At 52.0% G+C, this 22642-nt stretch carries 26 protein-coding genes; 2 read left to right on the top strand and 24 right to left on the bottom strand.

Annotated features, from left to right (window positions below):
• Positions 1-7: 7 nt before the first annotated feature.
• From E1963_RS03170 to spoIIIAA, 14 genes are all read right to left on the bottom strand, one after another.
• Positions 8-910 carry a polyprenyl synthetase family protein gene (locus E1963_RS03170; protein ID WP_132275165.1) on the bottom strand — a complete coding sequence of 301 codons (903 nt, stop codon included), beginning with the start codon at positions 908-910 and terminating at the stop codon, positions 8-10.
• Positions 900-1124, bottom strand: a complete 225-nt coding sequence (gene xseB / locus E1963_RS03165) for an exodeoxyribonuclease VII small subunit (protein ID WP_066575712.1) — start codon at positions 1122-1124, stop codon at positions 900-902. The genes E1963_RS03170 and xseB overlap by 11 nt, the downstream gene beginning before the upstream one ends.
• On the bottom strand, positions 1117-2325 hold the full coding sequence (gene xseA / locus E1963_RS03160) for an exodeoxyribonuclease VII large subunit (protein ID WP_132275162.1): 1209 nt from the start codon (positions 2323-2325) through the stop codon (positions 1117-1119). The genes xseB and xseA overlap by 8 nt, the downstream gene beginning before the upstream one ends.
• Before the next feature lie 17 nt (positions 2326-2342).
• Positions 2343-2741, bottom strand: coding sequence for a transcription antitermination factor NusB (nusB, locus tag E1963_RS03155; protein ID WP_132275159.1), 399 nt, complete (start codon positions 2739-2741; stop codon positions 2343-2345).
• Positions 2742-3125, bottom strand: a complete 384-nt coding sequence (locus tag E1963_RS03150; protein ID WP_066575699.1) for an Asp23/Gls24 family envelope stress response protein — start codon at positions 3123-3125, stop codon at positions 2742-2744.
• A 100-nt stretch (positions 3126-3225) separates the two neighbouring features.
• The gene (locus tag E1963_RS03145) at positions 3226-4827 is read right to left on the bottom strand and encodes a peptide chain release factor 3 (RefSeq protein WP_132275157.1); all 1602 of its coding nucleotides are present in this window, start codon (positions 4825-4827) and stop codon (positions 3226-3228) included.
• A gap of 206 nt (positions 4828-5033) precedes the next feature.
• Positions 5034-5672: a SpoIIIAH-like family protein gene (locus E1963_RS03140; RefSeq protein WP_132275154.1), complete on the bottom strand. Its 639-nt coding sequence runs from the start codon at positions 5670-5672 to the stop codon at positions 5034-5036.
• A gap of 28 nt (positions 5673-5700) precedes the next feature.
• On the bottom strand, positions 5701-6303 hold the full coding sequence (locus E1963_RS03135; protein ID WP_330570665.1) for a hypothetical protein: 603 nt from the start codon (positions 6301-6303) through the stop codon (positions 5701-5703).
• A complete protein-coding gene (locus E1963_RS03130; protein ID WP_132275148.1) occupies positions 6293-6652 on the bottom strand; it encodes a stage III sporulation protein AF in 360 nt (119 codons plus the stop codon). Before E1963_RS03130 ends, E1963_RS03135 begins: the two co-directional genes overlap by 11 nt.
• A 9-nt stretch (positions 6653-6661) precedes the next feature.
• Positions 6662-7882, bottom strand: coding sequence for a stage III sporulation protein AE (locus E1963_RS03125; protein WP_132275145.1), 1221 nt, complete (start codon positions 7880-7882; stop codon positions 6662-6664).
• Complete coding sequence (locus E1963_RS03120) at positions 7879-8265, bottom strand: SpoIIIAC/SpoIIIAD family protein (protein WP_132275143.1); 387 nt, start codon at positions 8263-8265, stop codon at positions 7879-7881. Before E1963_RS03120 ends, E1963_RS03125 begins: the two co-directional genes overlap by 4 nt.
• A 22-nt stretch (positions 8266-8287) precedes the next feature.
• Positions 8288-8482: a stage III sporulation protein AC gene (spoIIIAC, locus tag E1963_RS03115; protein ID WP_049728145.1), complete on the bottom strand. Its 195-nt coding sequence runs from the start codon at positions 8480-8482 to the stop codon at positions 8288-8290.
• An 11-nt stretch (positions 8483-8493) separates the two neighbouring features.
• Positions 8494-9012 carry a stage III sporulation protein AB gene (locus E1963_RS03110; protein WP_132275140.1) on the bottom strand — a complete coding sequence of 173 codons (519 nt, stop codon included), beginning with the start codon at positions 9010-9012 and terminating at the stop codon, positions 8494-8496.
• Between the two features lie 6 nt (positions 9013-9018).
• The gene (gene spoIIIAA, locus E1963_RS03105; protein ID WP_132275138.1) at positions 9019-9969 is read right to left on the bottom strand and encodes a stage III sporulation protein AA; all 951 of its coding nucleotides are present in this window, start codon (positions 9967-9969) and stop codon (positions 9019-9021) included.
• A gap of 155 nt (positions 9970-10124) precedes the next feature.
• Here spoIIIAA and E1963_RS03100 point away from each other — a divergent pair, with 155 nt between their 5' ends.
• Positions 10125-11303, top strand: coding sequence for a metallophosphoesterase (locus tag E1963_RS03100; RefSeq protein WP_132275135.1), 1179 nt, complete (start codon positions 10125-10127; stop codon positions 11301-11303).
• Positions 11304-11317: 14 nt separating this feature from the next.
• Here the strand turns inward: E1963_RS03100 and E1963_RS03095 are convergent, their stop codons facing one another.
• The 10 genes from E1963_RS03095 to E1963_RS03055 all read right to left on the bottom strand — a co-directional run bounded on the left by E1963_RS03095 (position 11318) and on the right by E1963_RS03055 (position 21657).
• Entirely contained in the window at positions 11318-12115 is a 798-nt protein-coding gene (locus tag E1963_RS03095; RefSeq protein ID WP_201271983.1) for an ABC transporter permease subunit, read from the bottom strand.
• Positions 12115-13011, bottom strand: a complete 897-nt coding sequence (locus E1963_RS03090) for an ABC transporter ATP-binding protein (RefSeq protein ID WP_132275130.1) — start codon at positions 13009-13011, stop codon at positions 12115-12117. The genes E1963_RS03095 and E1963_RS03090 overlap by 1 nt, the downstream gene beginning before the upstream one ends.
• Positions 12998-13630, bottom strand: coding sequence for a TetR/AcrR family transcriptional regulator (locus E1963_RS03085; RefSeq protein ID WP_132275127.1), 633 nt, complete (start codon positions 13628-13630; stop codon positions 12998-13000). The genes E1963_RS03090 and E1963_RS03085 overlap by 14 nt, the downstream gene beginning before the upstream one ends.
• 243 nt (positions 13631-13873) lie before the next feature.
• On the bottom strand, positions 13874-14875 hold the full coding sequence (locus E1963_RS03080) for a glycosyltransferase (protein WP_132275124.1): 1002 nt from the start codon (positions 14873-14875) through the stop codon (positions 13874-13876).
• A gap of 30 nt (positions 14876-14905) precedes the next feature.
• Complete coding sequence (locus E1963_RS03075) at positions 14906-14995, bottom strand: hypothetical protein (RefSeq protein ID WP_167482095.1); 90 nt, start codon at positions 14993-14995, stop codon at positions 14906-14908.
• Entirely contained in the window at positions 14985-15155 is a 171-nt protein-coding gene (locus E1963_RS19550) for a hypothetical protein (RefSeq protein WP_167482094.1), read from the bottom strand. Before E1963_RS19550 ends, E1963_RS03075 begins: the two co-directional genes overlap by 11 nt.
• Before the next feature lie 107 nt (positions 15156-15262).
• Positions 15263-17350, bottom strand: coding sequence for a polyribonucleotide nucleotidyltransferase (locus tag E1963_RS03070; protein WP_132275118.1), 2088 nt, complete (start codon positions 17348-17350; stop codon positions 15263-15265).
• Positions 17351-17599: 249 nt separating this feature from the next.
• The gene (locus E1963_RS03065) at positions 17600-19282 is read right to left on the bottom strand and encodes a [FeFe] hydrogenase, group A (protein WP_132275116.1); all 1683 of its coding nucleotides are present in this window, start codon (positions 19280-19282) and stop codon (positions 17600-17602) included.
• 12 nt (positions 19283-19294) lie between these two features.
• Positions 19295-21181 (bottom strand): NADH-quinone oxidoreductase subunit NuoF, encoded by a 1887-nt coding sequence (gene nuoF / locus E1963_RS03060; protein WP_132275113.1) that lies wholly within the window; start codon positions 21179-21181, stop codon positions 19295-19297.
• Between the two features lie 2 nt (positions 21182-21183).
• A complete protein-coding gene (locus E1963_RS03055; RefSeq protein ID WP_132275110.1) occupies positions 21184-21657 on the bottom strand; it encodes a complex I 24 kDa subunit family protein in 474 nt (157 codons plus the stop codon).
• Positions 21658-21919: 262 nt separating this feature from the next.
• Here E1963_RS03055 and E1963_RS03050 point away from each other — a divergent pair, with 262 nt between their 5' ends.
• Positions 21920-22627, top strand: a complete 708-nt coding sequence (locus E1963_RS03050; protein ID WP_243117539.1) for a phosphatase PAP2 family protein — start codon at positions 21920-21922, stop codon at positions 22625-22627.
• The last annotated feature ends 15 nt before the right edge of the window (positions 22628-22642 follow it).

Below are 22642 nucleotides of genomic sequence, written 5' to 3'. Positions count from 1 at the left end.
ACCCTCTCTATTTGTCCCTGTGGATCAGCTGCATGAGCAGCTGATCCAGATAGGCATTCTCGCCCGGAAGCTGATGCAGCAGGCCCACCGCCTTCTGTGACAGCTCTTCCACAGTCTTTGCCGCCTCCTCGATTCCAAGCAGCGTGACATACGTCGTCTTATCATTCTTTTCATCGCTGTGCACCGGCTTGCCGAGCACCTCGGATGAACTCACCACATCCAAGATATCATCCTGAATCTGGAACGCGATCCCGACATTCCTCGCAATCTGCTCTACCGCTTTTACTTCTTCTTCCGAAGCTCCCCCCAGTATGGCGCCAATCATCATGGCGCTTTCAATCAGGGCTGCAGTCTTAAGCTCATATATCGTGTCGAGCACCTCTTTGGATATCGCATGCCCCGTCTCTTTGACATCGATCACCTGTCCGCCGATCATGCCGTAGATGCCGGCCTTCTCCCCAAGCACGCCGAGCGCTCTTCCTATGAGCAGGCTGTCCTCCGGCTCTGTGACGAAGGCCTTGAATGCCGTCTCAAATGCATAGTTGAGCAGAGCGTCTCCCGCTAGGATGCCCATATCTTCCCCGTAGACTACATGGGTCGTCCTACGCCCCCTCCGGTACTCGTCATTGTCCATGGCGGGGAGATCGTCGTGGACGAGAGAATACGTATGGATCATCTCTATCGCCGCCATGAACGGCTCCAGCGCCTTCGACGTCCCGTCAAACAGATCATACGTCTCCTTCATGAGCATCGGCCGGAGCCGTTTGCCTCCCGCCAGCAGGCTGTAGGACATGGCCTCCATGATGATGCTCTGGTATCCTTTCTGCTTCGGAAGATAGTTCTGGAGCATCGCCTCTATCTCCTCCACTTTACGTGTACTCTGTATATTAAACTCATTTTTAGAATTCATGCGTCTCTCCCTCTTCGTCCAGAACGAGCATCTGTTTCTCAATCTTATCTACTTTATCGCTGCATCTTTTCAGCATATCCATGCCATTGTGATACAGACGGAAAGATTCCTCAAGCGATACGTCTTCTGCTTCCAGCCCTTTTATCACTTCCTCCAGTTCCCCGAATACCTCATTCAGCGTCTGATCTTTCCTCTCCTTCTCTTCTTTAGCCATGTTCAACCTCCTTCACCTCGTCCACGACCGCGTGTATGATACCGTCCGTCACATAGATGGACAGCCTGTCATCCGCTTTAATGTCCCGGATGCTCTTTACCGCCCTGCCGGATGTCCCCTGTACGTAAGAATAGCCCTGGTTCAGCTTGCCAACCGGTGACAGGCCCTTCATCATCTCAACATATACGGCAAGCCTGTGCCTGGCGTCGGTAAGCTTTCCCTGCATGACGGCGCGAAGCCTGTCCTCCATATCGGACAGCCTCTGCTGCTGCTCTCTGAGCTTATGCTCCGGGTGCAGATACTTGAGCTTCGTCTGATATTCCCTCATCCGCAGCCTTTCCAACTGGATTTTCTGCCTCATAAGCCGGGACAGCCGCACCTTGGCTTCTGCAAGTTCACCGCTCAGCTTCCCGTAATCATATACCGCCAGCTCCGCCGCGGCCGACGGAGTAGGTGCTCTAAGGTCCGCCACATAATCCGCTATCGTCGTATCCGTCTCGTGCCCTACCGCAGATATGACCGGCACAGGGCAGTCGAAGATTGCCCGCGCCACTTCTTCTTCGTTGAATGCCCACAAGTCTTCGATAGAACCGCCGCCGCGGCCGACAATCATCACATCCACTTCCGCCTGCTGGAGCATCCGGATGCCACGCACGATGCTCTCCTTCGCACCCTCTCCCTGCACCTTGGCAGGGTACAGGATAAGCTGTACGTATGGATTACGCCGCCTGGTAATATTCATGATATCCCTCACCGCAGCGCCGGTCGGCGCGGTGACGACGCCAATCCTCTGTGCATAGGCCGGAATCGGCTTCTTATATTCCAAAGCAAACATCCCCATCTCTTCCAGCTCACGCTTCAGCATCTGGAACTTCTCATACAGGACGCCTTCCCCGTCGAGACGGATCTCTTTTGCATAGAGCTGATAGGAACCGCTCCTCTCGTACACGTTTACGGCCCCCATCACGATGACCTGCTGACCTTCGCCCATACGAAAAGAGAGCCCGCCTCGCTGCCCTGCAAACATGACACAGGCAATCGTTCCAGACTCATCCTTTAACGAAAAATATATATGTCCCGAAGTGTGATATTTACAATTAGAGACTTCGCCCTTCACGTAGATGCGGCCGAGCATGTAGTCCTGGGTAAACATATTTTTAATGTATGCGTTCACTTGCTTTACTGTATATACATTCTGCATCGTCTACTTACTCCCGGTTAATCAGCCAGCTTCGCAAGCACGCCATTGATAAACGCGGGCCCCTCTTCACCGCTGTATTTCTTCGCAAGCTCTACCGCTTCATCGATGGCAACTCCGGTCGGCACGTCCTCATCCCATTTCATCTCATATACGGCGAGCCGCAGGATGGTAAGGTCAACCTTGTTCATCCTGCCCGTCTTCCAGCCCGTGGCATGCTCATTGATAAGCCTGTCAATCTCTTCTGTCCTTGCCGCAATCTTACGGGATTTCCCGCTGATGTACTCCAAGTCTTCCTCTCCGGCACTCTCAAGCTGTCCCGCATAGAGCGCAAGCTGTTCCGGTATCTCCCCTTCCCGGCAGAAATCCATACAGAACACCATCTTGAAGATATGTTCTCTCAACTGCGTTCTCTTCACTTATGCTTCCTCCGGCATCTGCACTCCGGCCACGCGGATATTTACATCAGCCACGTCAAGGCCCGTCATGTTTTCGATTGCGGTCTTTACCTTCTCCTGAACCTTGCCTGTGACGTCTTTGATGCTGTAGCCGTACTTCAGGTTCAGCGCAAGGCTGACCGTCACGATTCCCTCCAGCACATCCACCTTCACGCCTTTGGAAAGAGACTTCATGCCAAGCTTCCCTATCAGCTCTCTCGTGGCATTGCCCGCCATGGACGCCACGCCTTCCACTTCCATCGCGGCAAGTCCGGCGATGATAGCCACTACCTCGTCGGCAATCTTCACTTCGCCCAGATTCTCATCTGCTTTTATCGTATATGCATCTCTCTCTTCTTTTCCCATAATCCATAAACCTCCTGTCTGGTTTTACGCTTCTTTTTATTATAACAAATTTGCACTTATTTGCAAACTTTATTGAACATTTAAAGACGAACAAACATGTTTAGCGGCCAAATTCGGACAGGGCCAGCCCTTCGTTGCGCTCCTGTGTCATGCGGATGCTCCATTCGTTGACGAACAAAAGCAGCGGCCGGCCTCTCAAATCCTTGACTTTCTTCATGTCAGATGTTCCCGCCAGCTTCGCCATATCTATATCCTCATTTTCAATCCAGCGGATAAATTCATACGGAAGGCTGTCCATGCGGATCTCTACATTGTACTCGTTCTCCAGTCTGTACTTGAGCACATCGAACTGCAGCACTCCGACGACTCCGACGATGATCTCTTCCATGCCCGTATTATATTCCTGGAATATCTGGATAGCGCCTTCCTGGGCGATCTGGCTGATTCCCTTGATGAACTGCTTGCGCTTCATCGTATCCACCTGGCGCACCCTTGCAAAATGCTCCGGCGCGAAGGTCGGTATGCCTTCATATGCGTACCGTTCTGCCGATGTGGTCAACGTATCACCGATAGAGAAGATACCAGGGTCGAACACGCCTATGATATCTCCCCCATAGGCTTTGTCGATCATCTTGCGTTCGCTCGCCATCATCTGCTGAGGCTGGGACAGCCGGACCTTCCGGCCTCCCTGCATATGGTACACTTCCATGCCTGCCTCGAACTCCCCGGAGCAGATACGCATAAATGCAATCCTGTCACGGTGCGCTTTATTCATATTCCCCTGGATCTTAAAGACAAACGCGGAGAAATCCGGCTCCTCCATCGGATCTATCTCGCCTTTGTCCGCAATCCTTGGAAGCGGTGGCGATGTCATCTTAAGAAAATGCTGAAGGAATGTCTCGACGCCGAAGTTCGTAAGGGCGGAGCCGAAAAATACAGGGGAAAGTTCTCCCCGGCTCACAAGCTCCTGGTCAAATTCCGCACCGGCACCGTCCTGCAGTTCCATCTCTTCTTCCAGCTGCACCCTCTGGGAATCCTCGATGAGCCACGCGATTTCCGGGTCATTGAACTTTACCTTCCGCACTTCACCCTGTGTCGTCCCCTTCTTTGTATCAGAGAAGAGTTCGACTTCCTTTTCCGCGCGGTCGTACACCCCTTTGAAGTTCTTCCCCGAGCCTATCGGCCAGTTGACCGGACAGGTGGCGATTCCGAGCTCCTGCTCGATATCGTCCAGAAGCTCAAAGGTATCCATGGCCTCCCGGTCCATCTTATTGATAAATGTAAATATCGGGATATGGCGCATCGTACAGACTTTGAACAGCTTTCTCGTCTGCGCCTCCACACCCTTTGACGCATCAATGACCATAACGGCCGAATCAGCAGCCATAAGCGTCCGGTAAGTGTCCTCCGAAAAATCCTGATGCCCCGGCGTATCAAGTATATTGATACAGTACCCGTCGTAGTTGAACTGGAGTACGGACGAGGTGACCGAGATTCCCCTCTCCTTCTCGATTTCCATCCAGTCAGAGACCGCATGTTTCGAGGTCGCTTTGCCTTTCACGCTCCCGGCTGAGTTGATGGCCCCGCCGTACAGGAGGAACTTTTCCGTCAGCGTAGTCTTGCCCGCGTCAGGATGTGAGATGATAGCGAACGTCCGCCTCTTCTTTATTTCATTTTTGATTTCATTATTCATCTGTGGCATGTCTACACTCCTAATTTTAATCCGTTCCATATGGATATATCGTAAGTATATCCCAATCAAACACCATTAGTCAGTATAACATACCCGCTTTTGATCTACAATTGAAATTTTCCGCTGCTTTGTCGAAGATACGGACAGCAAAATGGCATAGCCATGGCCGACTATGCCTCATGCTGCAGCAATATTTCTCCTTACCATGCCACCGGCTATTTACCGTCAGAGCGTACCGGTGTTATCACTATGTTCTGCGCGTCTATTCCCGTCTTGCGGGATACTATGTCTTCAATCTGTGCCCTGTTCGCGTCGCTTAATTCATCCGCATTGACGACGACATCAGCGCTTTCTGCCGTAAGGCTCACGACCGCCTCGTTGAAGCCCTTGGATGCCAGAAGGGTTTCTGCTGCCGCTTCTTTTTCTGCCAGGTCCGTCATCTGTACCATCTGGTTCACTGCATCTTTTTTCTGCTCGTCGCTCAGCTTGTCATTGTCGATAATCTCCATCAGAGATTCCTTGTTTTTGGCACGCACCTGTTCTCTTGTCACTTTTGCCTCGGCAACTACCGCGCTGGCGTCTCCGTTTGTGAGTACAGCCTCGCCGGGAGTGCCGTCTACGCTGCCGTCTTTCCCTTCGCTGTCACTGTCCTGGCTCTGGATGTCTCCCGACGCGCTTGCCAGGTCCTCATCTGAGATGTCCAGAAGCTCTTTATTAGCCAGCTCTCCACTCGTCTCAGTGCTCTTATCCTTGTCATTGAATAATCTGCCGGAATAGTTCAGATATCCTGCAGCGGCAATCATAACAGCAAGAGCAGCAATAATCACCTGGTTTTTCCTAAATATTCGTTTCACTGTTCACCCTCCTAATTCACCACTTCTTTTAATTCTTCTTCATTATCTTAATTTTATGCGTGTCTACGCCAAATAATGCTTGAACTGCCTCAGTTATATTCTGAACGACGACCGCATTATTCCCGCCGGATGCCAGCACCACCACCCCCTCTACCTGCGGGCTTATTTCTTTGCTTATATAAGGAGACCCGTCCTGGGCGCTGCCGCCGTCATATACAGTCGTCTCGCCGCGGGTCGAATTCTGTGTCGTCCTGCTGCCGCCCTGGCTGTCTGACTCTGTCACCGACTCCGACTCTCCCTCCACATCCTTCTCCACTACCTTCTCAGAAGATGATCTGAGCGTTATCATCACCGTCACATCGCCTACCCCTGCCATCTGCGACAGCACTTCCTCCAGATGGGCCTCCATATCGCGCGCATAGGAATCTCTCGCGGCATCCGAACCGGACGATGCCGAATCTGCGCTTCCTGACCGGCTGCTGCTTTTGCCCGTGCTTCCGGCGCCGGACGGAATGGCGATGACGAGCAGCAGTATGCCGGCCAGGAGCATGATGAGAATCTGGTCTTTCTTTAGCTTCCCTCCTGGAATCAGTTCCTTAATCTTCACCATCCATTTCTTTTTATCTTCCAATATGAATCTCCTCCACTTCTACCGTCTCCTTTCCTGTCTCCTCATCTTCTTCCTCTTCCTCCCCGGCACCAAGATAATCGGATGCATCTACATCCTCCAGATATTTCGTAGAATCTTCTATCCGTTCTATCTCTTCTTTATAAGCTTCATTGTCATATACGTCTGCCAGCCTCTCATCCATTCCGAAAAGCTTGAATATCGGTGTCGCAAGCATCAGTATGAGCACCAGCCCTGTAAAGAACCGTATGTACTTTTTGTAGCCCGTATTGGGGAGCACCTGTACGGCTGCCATGACAAGCACCATATAAAAAGCGATATTCTGGATCCATTCATATAGATATTGAAACATAATGCCTCCTTACACTCCGCTCGTCACTGCCGATACGATGGCTATCGTCAGGAGGAACAGAAGCCCGACCGTGAACACGACGCGCATCAGGATCTGGCACCCGTCCCCGACGCTCTCTACACATCCCACGATCCGTTTGTCAGACACCGGCTGGATCAGGGCCGCCACAAGCTTATACATGATGACGACGATGCCAGTCTGGATCAGTGGTGCGACGCAGAGGGCGATGCAGATGACCGCCCCTGTCATTCCGATGCCGTTCTTTACGAGGACTGCCGTCCCGAGCACGACTTCGGTCACGCCTCCTATGGCATCCCCTATCCCGGGAATCGCCTCGGCTCCCCGCGTGACGACGCTCCTTTTTACCGTGTCGATGGCAGGGCTTATGAGTCCCTGTATCACGTTCAGCCCTATGATGCACGCAAGCAATGTCTTAAGCGTCCACACGATTACAACCTGCAGCAGTTCCGCCAGCTTGCTCAGATAATCTTCTGAAGACAGATAATTGATTACCTTGACCATGATATATATATGGACAGCCGGCAGCAGAAAATTCACAATCACCATCTCAACGAGATATATGAGGAACAGGACAATGTTGAAAAATGCGATGGACGTCACGCTCCCTTTGGCGATTGCAACCGCCAGAAAGTAAAGCGGACAGAAAACGCCCATGAACGAGGTCAGATTTTCGATGCCGCCCTCTACCCAGTCTATGACGATTTCAAACGAATTCAGGCAGAGCGCGATCAACAGCAGGTACAGCATATAGAAGCTCACCTCTGATATCTGCCTGTTCTGGAATACGTTGGAAAAGTTCGTGAACACGGCCGCGATGATGGCAATGAGCAGTATATGTATGAGATTGGACTTGTTGCTGCGCACTACATAGGTAAGCTGATCTGACACGAGCCTGTTCAGCAGGTCTGCCGACAAGGACATGTCCCCGGAGATGACAGCCATAAGCGTCTCTTTAAAGTCGAGCCGCTCTTCCGGAAACAATTCTTTTAAGGAATCATCGATATCATCAAAATCAAACTTGCTGATAATCTGCTTCTCGACCACCCCCGGATCTTCCTGCTCCCCGCTGCCGGCCTCTTCCTTTTGGGCCGTATCCGCCTGTCCCTCCTGGCTGTCCTGGGCCTGTACTTCTTTTATGCTGCCGGTACCGGCCAGGCCGGAGGCTGACAGCAGCAGCACGGCGATAACTATATATATGCATTTTTTCATGACAGAAATTCCTTAATCGTCTCCAGAAGAGCCATCAGTACCGGCATGCTCAGCACGAGCACCGCCAGCTTTCCGAATATCTCTATCTGCACCGCAATCGTCTGGTAACCTGCATCCTTGCATATGCCGGAGGAAAATTCCGCCACATATGTGATGCCGAGCATCTTGATCAGCGTCCCGATATAGGCCGTGTCCATGCTGATATAGCTGCTGATCGTGCGCATCATATCTACGATGATGTTCAGCCTGCTGATGATGCAGAAAAAGATGAACAGGCTCAGCACCACGCTGATATAGATGCCATATTCTGATTTGCCGCTTTTGAACTGTATGGCAAGCAGCGTCCCTACTACCCCTATGACTCCTATCTGAACCATATTCATATGGCAACCCCTCTTTATATATTTAAAGTGAAAACAGCTTCTTGATCGACTCGAACAGATCATAGATATACGGTACGATCCAGAACAGTACGAGAAGCAGTCCTGCCAGGCTTGTCAGAAAAGCCTGCTCTTCCCTTCCGCTGTGCTTCAATACCTGGCTCAGTACCGATACCAGTATCCCGACAGCCGCAATTTTAAATATCAGATTAACACTCATACACGCCTCCTCTATACAAGCAGGACTGTCAGAAATATGCCGCTCATGACTCCAAGGCAGCGGCATAATCTCATCTTCGTCCTCATTCCCTCTCTTTTTTCCGACATAGAAACAGCAAGCTGTTCCTGATACAGTTCCAGCGTCTTGATCTGCATATCCATGTCTGCCGCCCCAAGCCGTCCCCCCAGGGCCGCCAGCCGTCCTCTCTCTTCCTGCGGAAGCCCGGATGCCGACAGATATGCCTCCGTCTCCTTCTCCCATATATCGGAGAACATTCCGCCTTCTCTTTTGTCCATGCTCCGGCTCATCTGCGCAAGCCAGCCCGCGTACGGTTCCCGGACCTGTTCCTTGATATGGAGGAACGCCTCACCGAGATAAGCTCTGCTGTAACGTATCTCGCTCTGCAGCATATAGATGATCTGCTGCAGATACTGCATCTGCCTGTACTCATCCTGAATCCCGGATGCCGCTCTCAGCCCCATCAGCGTCGTCCCTGCAATGAGCAGCAGTCCGCCAGCTATCTTCAACATATCCGCCTACACCCCTTGTCCCGCCGGCTGTTCTTCATACAGAAGCGAACCCCGGCCGTCATATATTCCTTCTATCTGTCCGGGATGCAGGTGACTGCCAAGCACGATATACCGTTCAAACCGTTTTTCCTGTACGAGCCTGCCAAGCAGCGGCTTCTTCCTTATCTCCTCCATAGAGGCGCCGTGTATGCTGGCAAGCATCTTGCATCCACAGTGCATGGCATATTCGACAGCATGTACATCTTCCGCGGCCCCTATCTCATCTACCGCCAGCACCTCCGGGCTCATGGACCGTATGAGCATTATCATGCCTTCTGCCTTTGGACAGCAGTCCAGTACGTCCGTACGCATCCCGAGATGGTTCTGGGCCACCCCCATATAGCAGCCTCCGATTTCAGAGCGTTCGTCCACCACTCCGACCGACATCCCCCTCACCCACGCATTTCCGTCTGATATCTGGCGTATCATATCTCTTAGAAGCGTCGTCTTGCCACATCTGGGCGGCGATATGACGAGCGTATGGCACAGCTGCCTGTTGCATGAGACATACGGGAATACTGCATCCGCACATCCAAGCACTTCATGCGCAATCCGCAGGTTTACGGAAGATACGTATTTTATGTTTTTCACTTTCCCGTCCTCTATGATCGCCTGTCCGGTCATTCCCACCCTGTGTCCTCCTTCAATCGTTATAAATCCCTGTTTCATCTCCTGTTCATATGCATACAGCGAATAATTGCTGATATATCCCATCATCTCTCTGATATCCTCCTTTGTAACGATGTAGGGTCTGCCACGTCCCGGCCCTGCCATAAGCTCATCTCCCCGGTAAACAATAAGAAGCGGCTTGCCTGTCCTCAGCCTGATCTCCTGCAGATAGTCGAACTGGAGCTGTTCTTCCTCGATGAGCCGGCGCACTTTCATGGGCAGCACCTTCAATATCCTGTCTCTTTGCATCTTTGTCCACCTCTTTACACAATATATGTACAGCCTTTAAATTTATTACCAAATATGTTACAATCTTAATGCCCTCAGATGACCGAGGATTCGCACCATGGCCGGCTGGGGGCATTCAGGCTGAAGATAAAAAGATAAAGAGAGGTCCGCATATTATGATTGCAGTTTTTCTAGCTCCGGTCTATATACTTCTGAACCTATATGTATTCCGCTGGCTCATCCGCTGGATGGGCGCCTGCACCCGCCATTTCAAGAAACGTCCGGTCCGCGCGGCCGTGCTCGTCGTCTACAGCTTCTTTGCCCTTTCCATCCTCCTTTCCTTTTTCTGGCCCGTGAGATGGCTCAAGACGCTCACGAACATCTGGTTCGGGACTGTGTGCTACATCCTGCTGACCGTAGCGGCCGCCGACCTTATCCGCGTCATACTGAAATATGTTGTCAAAGTTGACCGGCAGCGGCTCTCATCCCGCCGGACCTTTGTCACGGCGGGTACCGTCTGCATCGCCGTCATACTGTCTGTCAGCGTATACGGCTTCTGGAATGGGAAACATATCCGCACGACGAAATATGACGTGGCGATAGATAAAGATGCCGGGGATATCCATTCTATGAAAGTCGTGCTGACCGCTGACCTGCATCTTGGATACAACACCGGTAATTATGAGATGGAGCAGATGGTGAAAAAGATAAACGCGCAAGACCCAGATCTCGTCGTCATAGCCGGCGACTTCTTCGACAATGACTTCGATGCCCTGGACGGCCCGGATAAAATCGCTGCAACTCTGCGGGGTATCAAAAGCACTTATGGCGTATACGCCTGTTATGGCAATCACGATGTACAGGAGAAGATTCTCGCCGGTTTTACGTTCAACCATGATGAAAAGAAAGTAAGCGATCCCCGTATGGACCAGTTCCTCACAGACTCCGGCATCACCCTGCTCAGAGACGAGGGCGTGCTTGTTGAGGATTCCTTCTATCTGTACGGCAGGGCGGATGAAGAACGGCCCGGCAGAGGAATCGATGAACGCAGGACTGCGGAAGAACTGACAGAAGATATGGATATGGATAAGCCCGTCATCGTCATCGACCATGAGCCGAAGGAGCTGGATGCGCTTGCACATGCAGGGGTGGATCTGGATCTGTGCGGGCATACGCACGACGGACAGATGTTCCCCGGCAACGTGACGATAAAGCTTATGTGGGAAAATGCATACGGGTACTTGAAGAAAGGTAAGATGCACAATATCGTCACCTCCGGTGTCGGCGTATTCGGTCCGAATATGAGGGTCGGTACGAAAAGTGAGATATGTGCCATTGATGTGTCCTTCCGATAACAGAGACCTGCCGCCTAAAGCGGCAGGTCTCTTCTGCTGAATCTCGCTATGCCGGCAGCCATCAGTACAATTCCGGCCGCATACAGGACGACGCACATCAGCCATGCCTCGCCGTCCCCCGCGCTCAGCTCGTCGATATCGAACAGTGTCAGCGGGGTGGCATATTTCAGGCTTTCAAACTTCTCTCCCACCCTGGATATCATCTGCAGCAGCAGGGAGTATACTACGACCGCCGTACTTATGGCGGACGCATTCTTCGATTCATTGCAGAAGCAGGAAGCGCACATGCCGGCCCCGCCGAAGAATACGAGCAGGCCCAGTAGGCCGGTATTGAGCCGCAGGAATGCTTTCACGTCCATCTCGCCGGGAAACAGCATTTCGCTGAATATAAGAATCAGCCCGGTCGCAAACCCGACCATGATGACAAGGCACAACAGAAGGAACAGCGCCTGTGTCAGCATGATCTTCCACCTCTTCACCGGTGCTGCCAGCAGGTATGCCATGGAGCCGTTGTCTACATAGCGGGCCGCCAGCCTGTTTGCCAGGATTATGATAAAGACACCTGGAAAAGCGACATACAGTACGCCGTACAGATAGCTTGATACGAATTCGAGCAGGGTGGCTCCCACGTTCGTCATTCCGAATGCCGCGAACATGCCCGGCATGCTGTCTGCCATCGCACGAAGGCCGTCTCCCATCTTCGGGTCGAACATCATGGTGATCATGCTGCCGTACACGCTGAGCACTGCCAGAAAGATGGCCAGCAGTATCCAGTTGGATTTTATTTCTTTTTTAAATAACGTCGTATTCATTATTCCGATGCCCCCTCTCCATAGAAATGCAGGAAGAATTCTTCCAGGCTCTGCGTGCGCACGTTCAGATCCGTCACCGTATACATGCCGGCCTTTTTTACAAAGGCATCCAGATTCCGGCCGACTTGCGCGGTCACTGTCCTGGACCCGCCCTGACAGGCGGCCTTCGGAAAACCGGACGCAAACTCTGCTGCCATCGCCGCTTTTGAAAAGGTGAACTCCACCGTCTTCTGCCTGCCCTCTCTCAGCTTCCCCATATCTTCCATCGCGACGAGCCTGCCGTCCCGGATGATTGCCGCCCGGCCGCAGGTACGCTCAACTTCCTCGAACATATGAGAAGACATGAGGATCGTCCTGCCTCGTCTCTTTTCCGCGAGTATCAGTTCCACGAACCGGTTCTGCATGAGCGGGTCCAGGCCGCTCGTCGGCTCGTCAAGAATCAGGATATCTGCCCCCGTGTCCATGAAGGCACAGACGATGCCTATCTTCTGCTTCATCCCTTTGGACATCTTTTTCAGCTTCCCCGACGCGTTCAGCTCGAACATCTCCATCAGTTCGTGTGCCCGGCCCATCCCATTCATCTTCTTCAGCTTCGCCACAAAGCTTATGAACTCCATACCGTTCATAGAATCTATGAATGCGATCTCTCCCGGAAGATATCCGACTGATTTCTGAATCTTATCCGCTTTTTTGAAACAGTCCATCCCCTGGATTGACAGGCTTCCGCTGTCAGGTTTGATGAACCCCATAAGCTGGCGGATCGTCGTAGTCTTGCCTGCCCCGTTAGGACCGAGGAAGCCCAGGACTTCACCTTTTTCTACGGTGAAGCTCACATCAAAGACTCCTCGCCCATTCCCGTAGTCTTTTGTTATATTGTTGATATCAATCACGCCCATCCAAGTATTCCTCCTTATATACGAGCTTTCTAAACATATCCGTCCATCGGTCAAACTCATCCAGCAGCATATCTACATCCATCGGCTTACCCGACATCCTAAGGTCATGCAGATAGCCGTCCGCCATCCATATGAGCATCTTCATGACCGTGTACGGCTCTGCATCGTCTTTGAACTTATAGGCGTCGATATTGCCAAAATACATTTGATACATGACTTCTATCTGAGATAAGTTGATCTGTTTCAGCTCATCCGACACATCTTCCTTCTCTGAGTAAAACGCCCGCATGGCAAAGTCTGTTATGTACGGATTCTTGCGCAGCACTTTGACCTTCTTTTCGGAGGCATAGGAGAGCAGCCCGAAGAAATCGGTTATCTCATTAAATTTCTTATCCACCACCTGTTCCTTCATCACATCCATCACATAGTCATACAGATATAAATACAGCTCTTTCTTATTATGAAAGTAATAAAACAGAAGCCCTTTGGACACCCCCGCCTTAGATGCTATCAAGTCTGTAGAAGCCCGTTTGTAATCATTCTGGGAGAATACCTCCATGGCCGCATTGATGATGCTCTGCTGCTTTTCCTCCGATAGCGTATAAAACTTCTCATTCATCTCCTCACGCCTTACATTGTTCAGACCGGTTTGACCGCATTGGTCATTCCTTATCTATAACAATACCTTATTGACTATTTTTTACAACCCCCCTGCCGCATTAGTTTCCAGATAAAGCAAAAGAAAGCAATAACTCCTCATCTCCATCATAACAGACAGGTTCTATCAGCCTGCCATAATCGTCATACTTATACATATCCAGTTCTATAAGTTCCCCTTCGCTATACAAGTGACATGCAATCTTTATGTCCCTTCCTGTGTATCGCTGGCCGAAGTTGCCCACTGCAGATCCAGCAGCCACTGCACCATCCATTCTTCGGGCCTGTCAGCATCGGTAAATAAAGCATCCATGACATTCATGCCGCTTTCCAGCGGATCTGCCAGCATTCGGCTTGCCGCCGCTACTATCCTGGGATTTTGGGGACGGCTTGCGAAAAAGTAGTTAAACACAGGCTTCGGTACGTCAGCGAGCGTACTCTGGAACAGGTTCCAGTCCTCCTGGGTGATGCCGGATCTGGCTAGTTCCGGGGGCATAGGGCCGAACCTGTCACCGGTTTTCTGCCGCTCATATGCCTGACTGTTCTGTACCTGTACTCCTGCCAGCGGTATCATGGCGCTGCTGTCACGGTGATATAGCGGTACAGACAGGTCCACCGAACCGGCGCCGATATCCGTGTCCATATATATGCCGCCATGTAAGCTGACCGCCATGAGACGCACCGTATCCGACAGAAACTTCAGATCTATGAATTCGGGATGCTCCTTGCTTAAATCTTCCATGCTGCCTACAACTCTTGCCATATATCCAGATTCGGCCATATCTGTTATCTCCGTCATGCCGGGCAACAGTTCGCCGGCGTCCATGACTATGACTCCACTTGCACTCAATCGTTCCAGCTGGCCGTCCAGCCCGTCTGCCCTTATCTGATTGATGTCCCTCACGGTCCAGAGGATCTGTTTCCACTTTTCCTTCCAGAATCTCCGCCTGTCCGACTGGTTCTGGTCATTGATTCTTTCCTGCATTCCCAAGATGTTCTCAAAGGACTGCCTGCTCATCGCTCCGCCGGCCCAGAACCTGTGTATAATCTTTGGAATATCGCGTGAATGCGCGCGTCTCCCCCACACAAGATTGTACACTGCATCAAACTTATGTCTCTGGATAACAGGTTCCTGTCTCTGTCCCGCATGCACCTCCAGCCTTCTGCTTCTACCGGTGGGCCTGCTCTTCTGTTCGTATTGGTACATATCATCCGCCTCCAGCCGCTGCCTGCGGCCCTATTCCTGTGGGTACTCTTCTTCTATTGCCTTCACCATCTCATACAGCTTCCTGTTGGCCGGCGCCGGTATGCCATGCCTATCGCACACAGGGATGACTGTCCCTGCAAACATCTCCACTTCTGATGGTCGCTATGATATCTTCGCTGCTTATTCCGTTCATGACGAATGACACGTCACCGCCGTGTTCCTTAGTATAGTCTGCATACATGACGCCGAGGGCTCCCATCCCTACGATATACACTTTCATCTTGCACATCCTCCTTCTAGATTATGATATCTGCTTATGGCAAGCAGGCCCTTTATGTAAAGAGAACCACAGAAACAGTTCCCTGTATTCTGTGGTTCTTCCTGCATCTATTTTGCGACATCTTTCATGCTGAAAGAGATACGTCCCATCTTGTCCTTGCCAAGGCACACGACCGTAACTATATCACCAAGTGTCAGTACGTCTTCTACATGATTGATCCTCTCTTTTGAAATCTTGGAAATATGAACCATGCCTTCTTTGCCCGGTGCAAATTCGAGGAATGCGCCAAACTCTTTGATGCTGACTACCTTTCCTTCGAGAATCTGTCCTGCCTCGAAGTCCGTGACGATGATTTCGACGAGCCTCTTCGCCTCGGCCATGCTGTCTGCCTCCACGCCGCAGATAGAGACTGCACCGTCATCCGTAATGTCGATCTTGACGCCTGTCTGCTCTATGATAGCATTGATCGTCTTACCGCGCTGGCCCACTACATCGCCTATCTTCTGCGGGTCGATCTGCATCTGGATAATCTTTGGCGCATATGGTCCTACCTCTGCTCTCGGTTCGGCAATCGTCTTATTCATCACTTCATCCAGGATAAAAGTTCTGGCTTTCTTTGTCGTCGTGATTGCCTCTTCGATTATCGGTCTTGTAAGGCCATGGATCTTGATGTCCATCTGGATGGCCGTGATTCCCTTATGGGTTCCCGCGACCTTGAAGTCCATGTCGCCGAAAAAGTCTTCCAGCCCCTGGATATCCGTCAATACGAGATAGTCATCGTCCGTATCCCCTGTCACAAGTCCTGCCGAGATGCCAGCAACGGCAGCCTTGATCGGAACACCGGCAGCCATGAGAGACATCGAAGATGCGCAGATGCTTGCCTGGGACGTGGAACCGTTCGATTCAAACGTCTCCGATACCGTACGGATCGCGTATGGGAATTCTGTCTCGCTCGGCAGCACTGGTATGAGTGCTCTCTCTGCCAGCGCGCCATGGCCGATTTCACGGCGTCCGGGTCCTCTTGACGGTCTTGTCTCTCCGACGGAGTATGACGGGAAATTATAATGATGCATATATCTCTTGGATGTCTCTGCCTCGTCCAGTCCGTCCAGCCTCTGCGCTTCCGCCAGCGGCGCCAGCGTCGTGACCGTGCATATCTGCGTCTGTCCACGTGTGAACATGGCAGAACCATGTACTCTCGGAATCAGGTCGGTCTCTGCAGCCAGCGGCCTTATCTCATCGATAGCCCTGCCGTCCGGGCGCTTGTGGTCTTTTAATATCATCTTTCGGACGGTCTTCTTCTGGTACTGGTATACTGCTTCGCCGAGCACCTCCAGCCACTCTTCCTTGTCTGCAAATGCCTCTTCTAACTTATCTGTGATGACACGGATATTTTCCTCACGCGTCTGCTTGTCATCGGTAAATACTGCCTCTTCCATCTCCCGTGGAGGAACAAGTTCCTTAATCGCATCGAACAGCTCTTCCGGAACCGCACAGCTTTCATACGTATGCTTCGGCTTACCGCACTCAGCAACGATGGTGTCTATAAAAGCAATCACTTTCTGGTTCAGCTCATGTGCGGCAAAGATGGCTTCAATCATCTTGTCTTCCGGAACTTCATTGGCACCGGCTTCAATCATGATTACTTTATCTTTCGTGGACGCCACGGTGAGCGCCATGTCGGAAGCTTCTTTCTGGGCAGCGGTCGGGTTGAATACGACCTCACCGTCCACAAGTCCTACCTGAGTCGTAGATATCGGCCCGTCAAACGGAATATCGGAAATCGTCGTAGCGATCGCCGCACCAATCATGGCAGTCAGCTCGGGGCTGCAGTCCTGATCCACTGACATGACAAGGTTCTCAAGCGTCACGTCATTACGGTAATCCTTCGGAAATAACGGCCGCATCGGCCTGTCGATGACACGGCATGTGAGCACCGCATTTTCGGAAGCCTTGCCCTCTCTCTTGTTAAATCCTCCCGGAATCTTGCCTACAGAATATAATCTCTCATTGTACTCTACGCTTAACGGGAAGAAGTCGATTCCCTCCCTCGGCTTCTCAGAAGCTGTGGCGGTACAGAGTACCGTCGTATCTCCGTAGTGCATGAACACTGCTCCGTTGGCCTGCTTCGCAACCCTGTCCACATCTACACGGAGCGTCCTTCCGGCCAGTTCCATCTCAAATTTCTTATACATATCGTTCTCCTTCTATCTCAAACATTTCTGTGTGACAGGAGACGCCGAAACTACTGAAAAACATACTTTCAGCCAAAAATATACTTTTCAGTGGTCTCGGATCTGTCAATCCTGTCCACAATCTATGATATTATAACACATTTGCTGCAATTGTGCTACCGCTTTTTCTCTTTTCCGCAAATCAGCTTTATCCGTAAAACAAGGCAGGGCCTCCGGTCTCCGGCGCCCTGCCCGTCAATCTTGCACTGCTTATCTTTCGTTGTGGAGCAGCTTATGCTCTTTCCCTTTGAGCAGCCCTCTGTAAAGCGTCTGAATGATGGGGTTTTCGTTGGACAGCTTGATCTGTGCCACCGTGTCTATCTTATACAGCGCTTCCAGCCTTGCCTTCTTCGTCCTCGCCCCTATCGGCACCGGCTGTCCTCCTCCGGTGATGCAGCCGCGCCTGCATGCCATGACTTCCACGAAATCATAATATAATTCACCGGACTGAATCTTGCCCATCAACTCGTCGGCACACTTAAGCCCGTTAACTACTGCAATCTTCACTTCCCGCTCTCCGAGTGCCACCGTTGCCTCTTTGATTCCTTCTATCCCCCGCACTCCGGTAAAGCTGATGTCTTCAAGGTCCTCCTGCCTGCTGCTTCCGACGAGCCTGCGCAGGACGGCCTCCGTCACGCCGCCTGTCACGCCGAAGATAGCGCCTGCGCCCGAGGACAGCCCAAATGGCATATCCAGCGCCTCGGATGGCATCTGGGCAAGGTCGATGCCCGCCTCTTTTATCATACGTGTCACTTCTGTCGTCGTAAGGACATAGTCCACGTCCTGCTCTCCGTCCGTCTTATGCTCCGGCCGCCTGATTTCAGCCTTTTTGGCTGTACATGGCATGATGGATACGACCACGGTCTTTCTCTTCTCCTCTTTGTCCATGCGCGCCTCCTCTTTCAGCACGGCGCCGAACATCTGCTGCGGAGAGCGGCACGTAGATATATGCTCTCGCAGGCCGGGGTACTTGTTCTCGCAGAATTTCACCCAGCCCGGACAGCAGGAAGTAAACAGGGGCAGGTTATCACCTGACTCGAGACGTTCCAGCAATTCCTCAGACTCTTCCATCACTGTAAGATCAGCGCCGAAGTTCGTGTCGTATATCTCGTCAAATCCCATGCGCCGAAGCGCCGCCGCCAGTTTCCCGAGTGAATTTTCTCCTTTCGGTATGCCGAATTTGTCACCAACTGCAACGCGGACGGCAGGTGCTATCTGCACGATGACACGGATATCCTTATCGGCAACTGCCTCCCACACCGGGCGTATGTTCTGCTTGATCGTGATAGCGCCGGTCGGGCAGACGGCCCTGCACTGTCCGCAGCCTACACAGTCCGTTTTTGCTAGGTCTTTGTTGAAGGCAGGCATCACCTGCATCCTGGCGCCCCGGAACGCGAAGTCCAGCACGCCGAGCCCCTGTATCTCATCACATGTGCGGACACAGTCGCCACAGAGGATACATTTGTTCGGGTCACGTACGATACAGTCCGAACTTTCATCCAGCGGAAGCTGCGGCTTGTTGTTCTCAAATCTGACATAGCTTACGCCAAGCTGCTGTGCCAGCTTCTGCAGCGTACAGACACCGTTCTTGCGGCATGTCGTACAGTCTCTGCAGTGGGATGCAAGCAGCAGTTCCAGAATCATCTTCCGGTGATGCTGGAGCCTTGGCGTGTTCGTGTATATCACCATCCCCTCCCTTGGAGTCTCGGAGCAGGAGGCGAACACCTTCCCTCTGTCATCTTCCACCACGCACATCCTGCACGCGCCGTAGGTCGACAGTTCCGAATGATAGCAGAACGTAGGAAGATCGATTCCGGACTTCCGGATGACAGATAGTACATTCTTTTCATCATCGAACGCCACCTTCCGGTTGTTGATTGTCATATATTTCATGTCTCTTTCCTCCTATGCTTCTATATGGATTGCACCGAACGCACACGCACTCTCGCATGCGCCGCACTTGATACATCTCGAATCGTCGATGACATACGGTTCTTTGATCTTGCCGCTGATGGCCCCCGCCGGGCAGTTTCTGGCACATTTGGAACAGCCCTTGCACCGTTGTGGGCTGATGACAAATCTACGCAGAGCCGTACAAGTGTGGGATACGCACTTTTTCTCCGCCACATGTTCCATGTATTCCTCGCGGAACAGCTTAAGCGTACTCATGACCGGTAGCGCCGCGCTCTTCCCAAGGCCGCAGAGCGCCGTCCCGGTAATGGTCCTGGCAAGCTCATCCAGTGTATCCAGATCCGCTTCCCTGCCGTTGCCCTGCACGATGCGTTCCAGTATTTCCAGCATCCGCTTCGTCCCTTCCCGGCACGGTACGCATTTGCCGCAGCTTTCATTCTGGGTAAAATTCATGAAGAAGCGTGCGACCTCTACCATGCATGTGTGGTCGTCCATGACGACAAGGCCTCCGGAACCTATCATGGCCCCCATCTTCTTCAGCGAGTCAAAGTCCAGATTGACATCAAGATGCTGCGTAATCAGACAGCCGCCGGAAGGCCCGCCTATCTGGACTGCCTTGAAGCCGCCGTCACCTTTGATGCCGCCTCCGATATCAAAGATGACTTCACGGAGCGTCGTCCCCATCGGTACTTCGATAAGGCCCGTATTCTTTACACTTCCTGTAAGGGCAAATGCCTTCGTTCCGGGGCTGTTCTCCGGACCAATCGTCTTGTACCAGTCCGCCCCTCTGCTTATAATCATAGGGACATTGGCAAAGGTCTCCACATTGTTCAGTACGGTCGGCTTGGCAAACAGCCCCTGTTCCACCGTGCGGGGAGGCTTTACCCTCGGCATGCCCCGGCTGCCTTCGATCGATGCCGTAAGGGCGCTTCCCTCGCCGCACACGAATGCACCCGCACCCCGGTTGATATGGAGCCGGAAAGAAAATCCGGAACCAAGGATGTCTTCTCCGAGCAGCCCTCTTTCTTCCGCCTGTCTGATGGCGAGTTTCAGGCGGCTGATCGCAAGCGGGTACTCCGCCCGCACATAGATATATCCTTCCTGTGCGCCTACCGCATAAGCCGCGATCATCATACCCTCTATCATCTTGTGTGGATCGCCTTCCATGATGCTTCTGTCCATGAACGCGCCTGGATCTCCCTCATCGCCGTTACAGACCACATATCTCGTCCTCTCCTTCTGTCTGGCCACCTGGCTCCACTTATATCCGGTCTGGAAGCCGCCGCCTCCCCTCCCTCTTAAGTTAGAGTCAAGTATCTCCTGCACCACCTCTTCGGGCTTCATGTCGAAGAGGACCTTGCCTAGCGCCTCGTATCCGCCGTGTGCTATGTATTCTTCGATGTGCTCTGCATCGATATGTCCGCAGTGTTCCAGGACGAGCCTTGTCTGCCTCTTGTAGAACGGTATCTCTTCCTGCCGCTGGTACTCTATACCGTCCTGCTTATAGAGCAGATGCCGGATGACATCTCCGTTCCTTATGGTCCTTTCAAAAATCGCCTCGCAGTCGTCCACAGACACTTTCGTATACAAGATCCCCATCGGCTCGATCCGCATGAGCGGACCCATCTCGCAGAACCCGTGGCAGCCGCTCTTCTTGATGCCTATGCCATTATCTCCATGGGCTATCTCAGGTCCGAACTCGACCTCTACATCCGGGCACTCCCGCGCAAGGCTGCACATCTTGTCATATATTTCACCGGAACCGCCGGCCAGGCATCCGGTACCTGCACAGATCAGTATTCTGCATCTGCTCTGTGTGATGGCTGTCTTTGCAGTCTCCCTGACTTGTTGCAGCTTCTCTACATTTTCTATCTTCTGCATCCTTACGCTCCTCTCAATTCATGAATCAGTTCTGCAGCAGCATCCGGCGTCATGGCCGGGTATACCTTGTCATTTACCGTCAGCACCGGCGCAAGCCCGCAGGCGCCGAGACAGGATACGGTCTCCAGCGTAAACAGCATGTCGTCCGTCGTCACCTTCTCTTTGGACAGCCCAAGCTCACTGTAGAGCCTTTCAAGAATCGGGATAGACTTCCTGACGTGACAGGCCGTCCCATCGCACACTTTAATGACATATCTTCCCTTTGGCTCAAATGAAAAGTTCTCGTAGAATGTCGCCACACTGTAGGCTTTCGCCTCTGTAATGCCGAGCTTCCCCGCCACATAGCTCAAAAGCTCCGGAGGCAGATAGCGGTATTCGCTTTGTATGTCCTGAATAATAGGAATGAGCGACGCATGGTCCGAGCCGTGTGAGGCAATTACTTCATCCGCCTTTTCATAATAATATTGTTCTAACATGTCATCCTCCTCTATTGGTTAAATTTTTATCAATCTGAGCTTATTATATTGAATAATCGTCTGAATTGCAACAGGATTATGTTATTTATTTAACAAAATATGCTGTTGATATTCTTTGCCCGGACAGGCATAATAGACGAAGTATAATCTCCTTATATACTGGTCCGTATTTCTGGCCATTATCCTGCTGGGGAGTGCTGAACTTCTGCTCACCCGCCTGGAGAAAGAGGCTGCGGCCGGTATCGTATGCCGATGTTCTGCCGTGCTGGGCGGACTGGCTGTCTGCCTCTTTGCCGCGGCAAGAGAACGCTATGTGACGGTACTCTTGTTTTTCTTCTTTACTTCAAAGGTCTTCCTGTTGTTTGCAATCTTCACTGTCCTTGTGAAAGTAGTGGATGTCAGGCCTGTGGGACCGGAGCACACCCGGGTGGGCTTCGCGACCGTCAACCAGTATGTATCGGAGCTTACGGGCGTCAATATGCTCTGGTACGACATCACCGACTGGCTCGGTGTCGCCGTAGTCGCTGCTGCCCTTGGATTCGCGTTCCTTGGGGCGTACCAGCTCGTCAGAAGAAGCATCAAAAAGGTAGACCCCGGGCTTTTGCTTCTCGGCGTATTTTACATTGCGGTCATCGCCTTCTATATATTTTTTGAATTAGTGGCGGTCAATTACAGGCCTGTCATTCTGTCTCAAGATCCGGAGCGGTCTTACCCGTCCTCCCATACGATGGCAGCCGTCTGCGTCATGGCGACGGCAATGGTGCAGTACCGGCATCTGTTCCGTGGAAAAAGGCGGCTGCTCATCCTGTTAGACATATGGTCTGTCCTTATTATCGTGGTGACGGTAATCGGAAGGCTCCTGTCCGGTGTCCACTGGCTTACGGATATCGCCGGGGGCCTTCTGCTCTCTTCTGCTCTCGTCATGCTGTATATCTCCGTGCTGGAATCTGTCAGCTCCGACGGCGAATGAGAATCAAATAAGGGC

The organism is Extibacter muris (assembly GCF_004345005.1).
Taxonomy (GTDB): domain Bacteria; phylum Bacillota; class Clostridia; order Lachnospirales; family Lachnospiraceae; genus Extibacter; species Extibacter muris.
This window is presented reverse-complemented; position numbering and strand designations above follow the sequence as displayed.

Excerpts from the sequence above, each read along its gene's own strand:
- xseA (WP_132275162.1), bottom strand. The coding sequence starts at position 2,325 with ATGCAGAATGTATATACAGTAAAGCAAGTGAACGCATACATTAAAAAT.
- E1963_RS03095 (WP_201271983.1), bottom strand. The coding sequence starts at position 12,115 with ATGAATACGACGTTATTTAAAAAAGAAATAAAATCCAACTGGATACTG.
- E1963_RS03110 (WP_132275140.1), bottom strand. The coding sequence starts at position 9,012 with ATGTTGAAGATAGCTGGCGGACTGCTGCTCATTGCAGGGACGACGCTG.
- E1963_RS03120 (WP_132275143.1), bottom strand. The coding sequence starts at position 8,265 with ATGAATATGGTTCAGATAGGAGTCATAGGGGTAGTAGGGACGCTGCTT.
- E1963_RS03150 (WP_066575699.1), bottom strand. The coding sequence starts at position 3,125 with ATGGGAAAAGAAGAGAGAGATGCATATACGATAAAAGCAGATGAGAAT.
- xseB (WP_066575712.1), bottom strand. The coding sequence starts at position 1,124 with ATGGCTAAAGAAGAGAAGGAGAGGAAAGATCAGACGCTGAATGAGGTA.
- E1963_RS03145 (WP_132275157.1), bottom strand. The coding sequence starts at position 4,827 with ATGCCACAGATGAATAATGAAATCAAAAATGAAATAAAGAAGAGGCGG.
- E1963_RS03125 (WP_132275145.1), bottom strand. The coding sequence starts at position 7,882 with ATGAAAAAATGCATATATATAGTTATCGCCGTGCTGCTGCTGTCAGCC.
- E1963_RS03090 (WP_132275130.1), bottom strand. The coding sequence starts at position 13,011 with ATGGGCGTGATTGATATCAACAATATAACAAAAGACTACGGGAATGGG.
- E1963_RS19550 (WP_167482094.1), bottom strand. The coding sequence starts at position 15,155 with ATGAAAGTGTATATCGTAGGGATGGGAGCCCTCGGCGTCATGTATGCA.
- E1963_RS03055 (WP_132275110.1), bottom strand. The coding sequence starts at position 21,657 with ATGTTAGAACAATATTATTATGAAAAGGCGGATGAAGTAATTGCCTCA.
- E1963_RS03085 (WP_132275127.1), bottom strand. The coding sequence starts at position 13,630 with ATGAATGAGAAGTTTTATACGCTATCGGAGGAAAAGCAGCAGAGCATC.
- E1963_RS03100 (WP_132275135.1), top strand. The coding sequence starts at position 10,125 with ATGATTGCAGTTTTTCTAGCTCCGGTCTATATACTTCTGAACCTATAT.
- E1963_RS03065 (WP_132275116.1), bottom strand. The coding sequence starts at position 19,282 with ATGAAATATATGACAATCAACAACCGGAAGGTGGCGTTCGATGATGAA.
- spoIIIAC (WP_049728145.1), bottom strand. The coding sequence starts at position 8,482 with ATGAGTGTTAATCTGATATTTAAAATTGCGGCTGTCGGGATACTGGTA.
- spoIIIAA (WP_132275138.1), bottom strand. The coding sequence starts at position 9,969 with ATGCAAAGAGACAGGATATTGAAGGTGCTGCCCATGAAAGTGCGCCGG.
- E1963_RS03070 (WP_132275118.1), bottom strand. The coding sequence starts at position 17,350 with ATGTATAAGAAATTTGAGATGGAACTGGCCGGAAGGACGCTCCGTGTA.
- nuoF (WP_132275113.1), bottom strand. The coding sequence starts at position 21,181 with ATGCAGAAGATAGAAAATGTAGAGAAGCTGCAACAAGTCAGGGAGACT.
- E1963_RS03170 (WP_132275165.1), bottom strand. The coding sequence starts at position 910 with ATGAATTCTAAAAATGAGTTTAATATACAGAGTACACGTAAAGTGGAG.
- E1963_RS03130 (WP_132275148.1), bottom strand. The coding sequence starts at position 6,652 with ATGTTTCAATATCTATATGAATGGATCCAGAATATCGCTTTTTATATG.
- E1963_RS03080 (WP_132275124.1), bottom strand. The coding sequence starts at position 14,875 with ATGTACCAATACGAACAGAAGAGCAGGCCCACCGGTAGAAGCAGAAGG.